Origin of the sequence: Streptomyces sp. YS-3 (genome assembly GCF_045257485.1) — a bacterium.
In the GTDB taxonomy this organism is placed as follows: domain Bacteria; phylum Actinomycetota; class Actinomycetes; order Streptomycetales; family Streptomycetaceae; genus Streptomyces.
Window position 1 is genome coordinate 1 of the sequence record NZ_JBJHPC010000343.1, and the last position, 7900, is coordinate 7900.

Annotated in this window: 9 protein-coding genes; 7 read left to right on the plus strand and 2 right to left on the minus strand. The window is 69.5% G+C overall.

Going from position 1 to position 7900, the window contains the following annotated elements:
• Positions 1–16 precede the first annotated feature (16 nt).
• Together mobC and ACJA3G_RS24340 are read left to right on the plus strand one after the other, a co-directional pair.
• Complete coding sequence (gene mobC / locus ACJA3G_RS24335; protein ID WP_406555173.1) at positions 17–676, plus strand: plasmid mobilization relaxosome protein MobC; 660 nt, start codon at positions 17–19, stop codon at positions 674–676.
• Positions 673–2472, plus strand: a complete 1800-nt coding sequence (locus ACJA3G_RS24340; protein WP_406555165.1) for a relaxase/mobilization nuclease domain-containing protein — start codon at positions 673–675, stop codon at positions 2470–2472. Before mobC ends, ACJA3G_RS24340 begins: the two co-directional genes overlap by 4 nt.
• Here the strand turns inward: ACJA3G_RS24340 and ACJA3G_RS24345 are convergent.
• Together ACJA3G_RS24345 and ACJA3G_RS24350 are read right to left on the minus strand one after the other, a co-directional pair.
• Positions 2390–2962 carry an HD family hydrolase gene (locus ACJA3G_RS24345; RefSeq protein WP_406555166.1) on the minus strand — a complete coding sequence of 191 codons (573 nt, stop codon included), beginning with the start codon at positions 2960–2962 and terminating at the stop codon, positions 2390–2392. The two genes, ACJA3G_RS24340 and ACJA3G_RS24345, sit on opposite strands and share 83 nt — an antisense overlap.
• Positions 2963–2979: 17 nt before the next feature.
• Complete coding sequence (locus ACJA3G_RS24350) at positions 2980–4083, minus strand: XRE family transcriptional regulator (RefSeq protein ID WP_406555167.1); 1104 nt, start codon at positions 4081–4083, stop codon at positions 2980–2982.
• A gap of 132 nt (positions 4084–4215) precedes the next feature.
• Here ACJA3G_RS24350 and ACJA3G_RS24355 point away from each other — a divergent pair, with 132 nt between their 5' ends.
• The 5 genes from ACJA3G_RS24355 to ACJA3G_RS24375 all read left to right on the plus strand — a co-directional run bounded on the left by ACJA3G_RS24355 (position 4216) and on the right by ACJA3G_RS24375 (position 7849).
• Positions 4216–4605: a DUF6415 family natural product biosynthesis protein gene (locus ACJA3G_RS24355; RefSeq protein WP_406555168.1), complete on the plus strand. Its 390-nt coding sequence runs from the start codon at positions 4216–4218 to the stop codon at positions 4603–4605.
• A 287-nt stretch (positions 4606–4892) separates the two neighbouring features.
• Positions 4893–5918 carry a radical SAM protein gene (locus ACJA3G_RS24360; protein WP_406555169.1) on the plus strand — a complete coding sequence of 342 codons (1026 nt, stop codon included), beginning with the start codon at positions 4893–4895 and terminating at the stop codon, positions 5916–5918.
• Complete coding sequence (locus ACJA3G_RS24365; protein WP_406555170.1) at positions 5915–6553, plus strand: dTMP kinase; 639 nt, start codon at positions 5915–5917, stop codon at positions 6551–6553. The genes ACJA3G_RS24360 and ACJA3G_RS24365 overlap by 4 nt, the downstream gene beginning before the upstream one ends.
• Positions 6546–7058 carry a hypothetical protein gene (locus tag ACJA3G_RS24370; RefSeq protein WP_406555171.1) on the plus strand — a complete coding sequence of 171 codons (513 nt, stop codon included), beginning with the start codon at positions 6546–6548 and terminating at the stop codon, positions 7056–7058. The genes ACJA3G_RS24365 and ACJA3G_RS24370 overlap by 8 nt, the downstream gene beginning before the upstream one ends.
• Entirely contained in the window at positions 7055–7849 is a 795-nt protein-coding gene (locus tag ACJA3G_RS24375) for an STM4013/SEN3800 family hydrolase (RefSeq protein ID WP_406555172.1), read from the plus strand. Before ACJA3G_RS24370 ends, ACJA3G_RS24375 begins: the two co-directional genes overlap by 4 nt.
• The last annotated feature ends 51 nt before the right edge of the window (positions 7850–7900 follow it).

Below are 7900 nucleotides of genomic sequence, written 5' to 3' on the forward strand. Positions count from 1 at the left end.
CACGGAGAACCGATCCATGCACGACCAGCACCACGAACTCCCCACGTCTCAGGAGCAGATGACCACCACCCCCGTCACAGCGGGAGCAAGGTATCCCGCTGGACCGTCCACAGGCCGGTCCCACGAGGAAGCCTCCGCCCCGGGGGTGGCGGAGGCAGGCGGGCACCAGGGGGTGCCCGCAGAAGACCAGCCCACTGACGCCGATGCCGCCGCTGCTGTCCCACTACCGCGTGCCGCCGACCAAGCCGCCCTGCACCGCGTCGCCCAGCGCCGCAAGCCCGACCCGAACGGCCGACGCAAGGAGCGCGTCGACGCCCGCTACAGCATCGAGGAGAAGGCCGCCATCCTCACCAAAGCCAGGTCCCTGAACATCAGCGGCGCCTACTACGTCGCCGCCCTCGCCCTGGGCCACGTCCAAGGCGACTTCACCCTGTCCGGCCAGCGCACCGCGCTCGACGACTACATCGACGAACTCAGCGCCCTGCGCCACCAGGTCGCGGCGATCGGCCACAACGTCAACCAGATCGCCAAGAAACTCAACTCCGGCGGCCATCCACACCCTGGGGACAGCGCCGCGCTGGCCCAGACTGACCACACCCTTGACGCCGTCGGCACCGCCGTCAGGCAGATCGCGGCAGCCGCGAACCAGGCCGTCAGCCACAAGACGCCCCGATGATCGCGAAGATCAGCAGCGGCAAGAGCACCGCCGGCCTCATCCGCTACCTGTACGACACGAAGAAGGCCAAGGACCACACCGACCCCCACCTCGTCGCCTCCTTCGACGGCTTCGCCCCCGACCCCGGCCGCGCCCAAGACTTCGACACCGCCAAACAGCTTCTGGTGGCCGACCTCGACCTGCACGTCAAGCAGGCCCAGCGGCACGGCCGCGCCCCCGAACGCCACGTATGGCACTGCTCGATCCGCGCCGCCGAAACCGACCGACACCTCAGCGACGAGGAGTGGGCTGACATCGCCCGCCGCGTCGTCGCCGCCACCGGCATCGCCCCCGAGGGTGCCCCCGACGGCTGCCGCTGGGTCGCCGTCCGCCACGCCCCGGACCACATCCACATCGCCGCCACCAAGGTCCGCGCCGACCTGCGCACCGCCCGCCACTGGAACGACTACCTCACCGCCGACCGCGAACTCGCCGCCATCGAGAAGGAATACGGCCTCCACCAAGTCGTACGCGGCGACCGCACCGCCGCCAAACGGCCTACCCGGGCTGAGCAGGAGAAGGCCCGCCGCCATGGCCGGCAGACAACCTCCCGCGAGCGTCTGCGCACCACCGTCCGTCAACTTGTATCCATCGCCACCAGCTCCGAAGAGTTCCTCCACCTGCTGGACGGTGTCGACGGTGTCCGCGTCGACGTCCAGCACTTTCCCTCTGGGGACGTGCGCGGCTACAAGGTCGCCGTCGAAGGCGACACCAACGCCGCAGGCGAGCCCGTCTGGTTCTCCGGCTCCGAACTCGCCCCCGACCTGTCCTTCCCCAATATCCGCGAGCGCCTCACCGGCATCGAAACCCCGCCAGCCACCCGGCCGGGCCCCCGGCACAGGCAGAACCCCTGGCACCAGGCCACCGCGGCTGCCGAACGCATCCCCCACCACCTTGACCAGAGCGACGCCACGGTCGCCCAGGCACACATCGCCGCCTTCGCCGAGGCCCTCGACGTCCTGCCGCTGCTCGCCCCCGATCACCTGCGAGCACAGCTTCAACAGGCTGCCCTGGCATTCGAGCGCGCCTCCCGCTCCCGCGTCCGCGCCCAGCAGGGCCAGGCTGGCGCCCTGCGCGGCGCCGTACGCGCACTACGAACGACACCGGCCACCGGTGACGGGTCTGGGCTGGCGATGTTCCTCGACGTCGCGGTCCTGGTCGTCATCGCCGCAGCGCGCTGGCACCAGGCCCGCCACCATGACCAACAGGTCGCCGCCGCCCACCAGGCCCTGGCCCACCTCCGCACGGCCTACGAGCACGCCGCGGCTCAGCCGCTGGCCGCCTTGGCCCAGCGCAAGCCACCCGCCCGCACCGTGGAACGCCACACTCAGCATCTACGAGCCGCCCTGCCGGCTCACGCCGATCGGGTCCTCGCCGACCCTGCCTGGCCGGCACTGGCCGCCGCCCTCACCCAAGCCGAGACAGCCGGCCACGACCCCCAACAGCTCCTCCAGCACGCCGCCGAGCAGCGTCCACTGGACGATGCCCGCTCCACCGCCAGGACCCTCACCTGGCGCGTCCAACGCCTCGGCGCGGGACCGGCACCCAGGGACGGAGCGCGAGCCGCACAGGCAAGCCGGGCCGCGATCACGGAAGCGACACCTCCTTCAGCGCCATCCACTCTCCCGCAGCGGCCTTCGGCCCTCCGGCGTTGGTCACGGTCGGGCCACATCCCTATCGGAGATAGGTCTGCTGCCACTCCAGTGAAGGCATGTGCAGGGCTGCCTCGGCCAGTTCCTTGGCCGAGGCAGTCTTGAGGCTGGCCAGGCTGGTATCGATCCAGTTCTGGACGTTCTGATGGCCCTGCTCCCGGTATTCCACGGCCTGGATGAGGCATTCGAGCTTGTCAGCGTCATGCGCCACGAGCACCTCGGGGCTGTCACCGTTCTCGTACTCCTCGACGATGCGCTGCACGCCGGCCGTGACGGCCGGGTGGGCGGCGGAGACCTGGTCGGCGGTGACGGCCTCGTTGGTGGCGGCTTGCAGGTAGCGGCGGCCGATGCGGGGGATGTCGCTGACGCGGGTTTCCTGGGTGTCGTGGAAGACGCACATCAGTGCGACCTTGGCGGGGTCTGCGCCCTCCATCATGGCCAGGACGCTCCCGATGATCGCTGTGCGGAAGCTGTGCTCCGCGATGGTCTCGGGGTCCTTGACGCCGACGATCCACCAGCCGGACCGCTTGGCCCTCTTGAGCATCCCCATCTCGAACAGGAACCCTGCGGTGCCGCGGCTCTGGTCGTCTGCCATATGTGGCCCTCCATTGCTCATGTGCGATCGCCTAGCTGATACTGCACGGCGCAGAGATCGCGCCGAGACCTGGGGGAGATCATGTTGTGGTCGAGGATCTTCCCGACCCTCTCACCGAGTACGCGGGCCACGGAAGGGGCGGCCTGCGGAAGCCATGGGTACGCGTGCACCAACGCCCAGATCGAGTGGGCGTACAACTCCACATAGGTAGGCGCCTCTTGGAGACCTCGGGTCAGGAGGCGCAAGAGCGTTATGGGGTCCCAGCCGGTCAGTTCGCGATCCCGCATGAACAGGTCACTGGGCTGGGGCCGGGAGGCGGCGCCGAGCCAGTACGCCCAGTAGTTCAGGTTCGCGGCCTCGCCCGCGTCGTCGTCGACCAGGGCGCGCTCGATGAAGTCGCGTAACGGCTGCGGATCCCCCTGGCGCGCAAGGGCGGTCGCGGTCGAGCGGGCTTCGGGCCACAGGGACGACCAGCCGTGAACGGACAGGGCGCCTCGGCCCTTGTGCAGCACGTGGGCTGTCCATGCGGAGGTGTCGGGGCTGTCGTCGTACGAGGTGAGATACGCCGCCTGGCGGCGCAGCAGAACCCCGGCTGCACTCGTGCTGGACGCACCTTCCGCGACATCTCTGAGATGGGTGAAGAGCTGAAGTCGCTGCTGGACGGGGATGATCGGGGCCGTCGGTACGGCTCCGCGCCGACGTGGTGCCGGCCGGTTCGCCAGCATGGGGGGCGGGGTGCCATTGACCGCCCAGGCGAACATGTGGGCCGTCGCGCGGGTGTGCACCCACTCGCCCAGTGGGTGCTGCTCCAGCCGGAGGGGAGGGCTGAGCGCGCCGCTGAGGATGCGGTCCGCGTCCATGGCCGCGTCCAGGAGCTGCACCAGTTCGGAGTCCGCGCCGAGGGCAGGTAATCGGCGGCGCAGATCGAGCAGGGCGCCGGCCTTCACGTTGGCGAGCGGGCGGCGGCCCGACTCCCAGCCCTGGAGCGTCGCGAGATCGACCTCCAGGTCTTCGGCCAGGCCGTTCTGGGTGCGGGGGATGCTCTCGCGGGCAAGACGCAGCACGTAGCCGGACACGATCCCGCTGATGTCGATCTTGCGCGGCTGCGGCTTGTGGCCCATGACGCCCTCCCGTCCTGGCGTGGCGCTCCGCATAACACGTACCCGGGGTCAGTCCTATCGCATTCCCCACGCTCATACGGTCGTTGTGACCGATCGGATGGCTCGTCGAGGGCCGCTTCGAGGAGGAGCGCGGTGGGCACAGTGACGCATCAAAAAGCAGCGGACAGCGCGCCGACCGCCGTGCCGTCGGCGAGTGAACTGGAGTTGATCGCGCTGGACTGCGACCGGGCGCTGGTCGGGTTCGAGCGCCAGCCCGACGCGGAGGAGAACGCGCGTCAGGTCGTCGTCATGATCGACCACGGTAATCAACTGGCCGGTGTTGTAACGCGGTTGCCCGACGCTGAGCGGGACGCACGGGTCGCAGGTGCACTCCAGGACTGGACGGAGCTGCTCGGTCGTGGTCCCGGTGGCGGGCTGTTCGCGAACTGGACGTACCTGCGGGCGCTCGCTCGCGCGGTTCGCTCGTTCACGCAGTTCCTCCAGGAACGGACCCGGCCGCGTCCGTTCTGGCCCGACCGGTGAACCCCCAGCGAGCGGTCATGGCGTACGTCCTGGTTCTCGCCGTACTGATCGTCGCCCTCACGATTGCCATCGCCATCGACGGCGGCTGATCTCCAGCTCTCCCGCGTAATGCCCCCGAAGAAGGACAGGGCGCGGGAGGAACCGGGTGCCCTTTCTACTCGGGCGCCCACGCCGGTCGCGGCCGACGTCTCCCCCGAGAACGGGCGGGCCGCGGCCGGCACCCCGACAAGCAATTCGCCGCCGTCCTTGTACGTGCCGTCACCCCGCCCACTCGTCCGGAGGACGCCGTGAGCACTACCGAAGCCCTGGCCGCCCCCGAGGCGGTCGACTGGACCGCCCTACGGAACTTCGCCACCCTGCGTGGCCAGTTCCGGATTTCCCTGACACCCCGGTGCAACCTCGGCTGCTTCTTCTGCCACAACGAGGACGACGTCCCACCACCCCTGACACTTCGCGATCGCACCCAACAGCCACGGCGCCGTGTTGTCACCGCCGAGGACTTCCTCGCCTTCATCCACGGGATGATCAAGGCCGGGTTGCGGCGTGGCTACTTCAGCGGCGGCGAGCCGCTGGTGTCGCCGTTGGCCCGCGAGGTGCTGGCGAACCTGCCGGAGATCGGCGCGGACGGCTCGTACACGCTGATCACCAACGGCACCCGCGTCCGCCACAACCAGGAATGGCTGGCCCAGACCCGCCTCGACAAGGTCAAGGTCTCGCTCCACTACTTCTCCGACGCCTCGCTCCTCGACATCGCCGGCGTCCGCATGGGCATCGCACCGATCCTCGACGGGATCGAGGCCGCCCGCGAGACCTTCGAACGGGTCGAGCTGAACTGTCTGCTGCTGCGCCAGAACCAGCACGAAGTCCGGGCCATCCTCGACCACGCCCTCGCGCGCGGCCTGCCGGTGCAGTTCATCGAGCTGGTGCCCACCGACTTCAACGAGGACGACGCCGACAACGCCGTCCCGGCCGAGCAGATCGTCCGGCACCTTCGGACTCTCACCACCGACGAGCACATCGAGGTCGCCGGGGTCGGCCAGGGCCGACGGGTCTTCCGCGTCGACGGGGTGGAGATCGACGTCATCGAACGCGGCCTCGGCCGCCACCACGTCGGCCAGTGCGGTACCTGCCCCGTCCGCTCGAACTGCGTCGAAGGCTTCTGGGCCCTGCGCGCCGACCACGCCGCCGGCCTCCAGCCCTGCCTGCTGCGCGGCGACCTGCGCCTGGACATCAAAGACGCGCTGAGCGACCCGGACCGGCTCGCCGAAGCCGTCGCCCGCCACGTCACCGCCTTCACCGAGGGGACCCTGTGAGCCTTCTGCCCGCGTACGCACCTATCCCGTACGACGACTTCCCCCGCAGCTTCTTCGGCGTGCTGGAAGGGGTCTCCGGCGTCGGCAAGTCCACCCTCGCCAGCGTCCTGGCCACGCGGCTTGGCGCGACCGCGCTGCACACGCTGACACTGCCGCATCAGGGATGGGCGGAAGAGGCACGGCTGCGGCTACGCGCTCTGCCGCAGTTCGGTTTCTACTTGTCCGGCCTGCTCCACACCTCGGACCGGGCACGACAGGAGCTCACGGCCGGACCGGTCATCGCCGACCGGTACAGGTCGTCCGTCATCGCCTGCCACGCGGCAGCCCACGGCGTCGCAGCGGAGGACGTAACCCGCCTGCTCGACCCGTTTCACGACTACCTTGCCGTCCCGGACCGCACCTTCTACCTCCGCTGTTCCGAGGAGGCGTTGCGGGAGCGGATGCGCAGCAAGCAGGACCTGAAGCAGGACGACGCGGACCTCTTCGAGGTCCCTCACCGGCTCAAGCAGCTGCTCGTGAACTTCGAGGCGGTCGCCGCCAACGACCCGACCGCCGTGGTCCTGGACACCGACGGCCGAACCCCCGACCAGCTCGCCGACGAGATCCTCAAGTACGTGGAGGGCCGCCGTGCTTAACCCCATCAACACCGACGCGATGATCCGGGACGGCGGCGCCCACGGCCGCTTCCCCGACGAGATCCACGAGGCGGTGGGCTGGTGGCTCGGCGCCTGCCTCGTCACCACCCTCAAGGCCCACCGCATCGCCGTCGCCCACGACGGCCGGGGCACCAGCCTCCTGGTCCACCAGCGACTGTGCCGGGGTGCGATCAACGCCCAGCACTACGCCTGCACGGTACTCACCCTGCGAGTCGCGGACGAGGGGACGTTGCTGCGGGCGATGACCGAGCTGGGCGACGTACCAGGCGCCCGCGTTTCCACTACTGGACCGGAGGGCGAGGAGACCCTCTCGATCGTCCTGTACGGGCCCGACGGTAAGCCCCTCGACGAGGACACCGGCCTGGCAGGCATCCGGCACCTGATAGCCACAGACCGCATCCCCATCCCCGTCAACGAAACGGTCAAGGGCCGCATCGAGCACTACCCGCACCCAGTCGAGCAAGAGAGAGGAACCAAGCGGTGATCAACGCGGCCGACATCATCGGCAACCGGGACCCGATCCTGTTCATCACCCTGGACTCCCTGCGCTACGACACCGCCCGCACTGCCCTGGACGACGGCATGACCCCACGCCTTGCCGAACTCCTGCCGAAAGGAGGCTGGGAGCGGCGGCAGACACCCGGCACCTTCACCCTCCCCGCCCACATGGCGTTCTTCTCCGGCTTCCTGCCCAAACTCCCGCAACCCGAGCAGCCCGCCCGGCTGTGGGAATGCCGGCCACCCGCCTTCAAGACGGTCCCGCCGGAGACGTTCGTCTTCGACGCCCCGAACCTGCTCGCCGGGCTGGGCCAGCACGGCTACCGCACCGCTTGCGTCGGCGGCGTCACCTACTTCTCGCGGGAGACCCCGCTCGGCTCCGTACTGCCGGACATGTTCGACGAGGACCACTGGCGCCCCAGCTTCTGCTCCCCAGAACCTGACTCCACCCGTCACCAGGTCGACCGGGCCCTGGAGATTTCCGACCTCTTCGACGAGCAAGCCCTCTTCCTGTTCGTGAACGTCTCCGCCACTCACGTGCCCCACGGGCACTATCTCGGCAACAGCGACGACAGCGCCGCCTCCCAGCGCGCTGCCCTGGCCTACGCGGACCAGCACCTGGGCCGCCTCATCACCACGCTCACGGCCCGCCGCCGCTGGCTGATCATCCTGTGCGCGGACCACGGTGACGCCTTCGGTGAGGACGGCTTCCACGGCCGGGGCATCGCCCACCCCGTCGTGATGAACGTGCCGTACGCAGTCATGGTGCGCGGCTGAATCGCACTACGCTCGCCGGGCATGAGCGCGGGTGGGTTCGTCGCTCATGCC

Bases quoted from the DNA above. Each gene is read 5' to 3' on its own strand.
- ACJA3G_RS24350 (WP_406555167.1), bottom strand. From the start codon at position 4,083: ATGGGCCACAAGCCGCAGCCGCGCAAGATCGACATCAGCGGGATCGTG.
- ACJA3G_RS24340 (WP_406555165.1), top strand. From the start codon at position 673: ATGATCGCGAAGATCAGCAGCGGCAAGAGCACCGCCGGCCTCATCCGC.
- mobC (WP_406555173.1), top strand. From the start codon at position 17: ATGCACGACCAGCACCACGAACTCCCCACGTCTCAGGAGCAGATGACC.
- ACJA3G_RS24345 (WP_406555166.1), bottom strand. From the start codon at position 2,962: ATGGCAGACGACCAGAGCCGCGGCACCGCAGGGTTCCTGTTCGAGATG.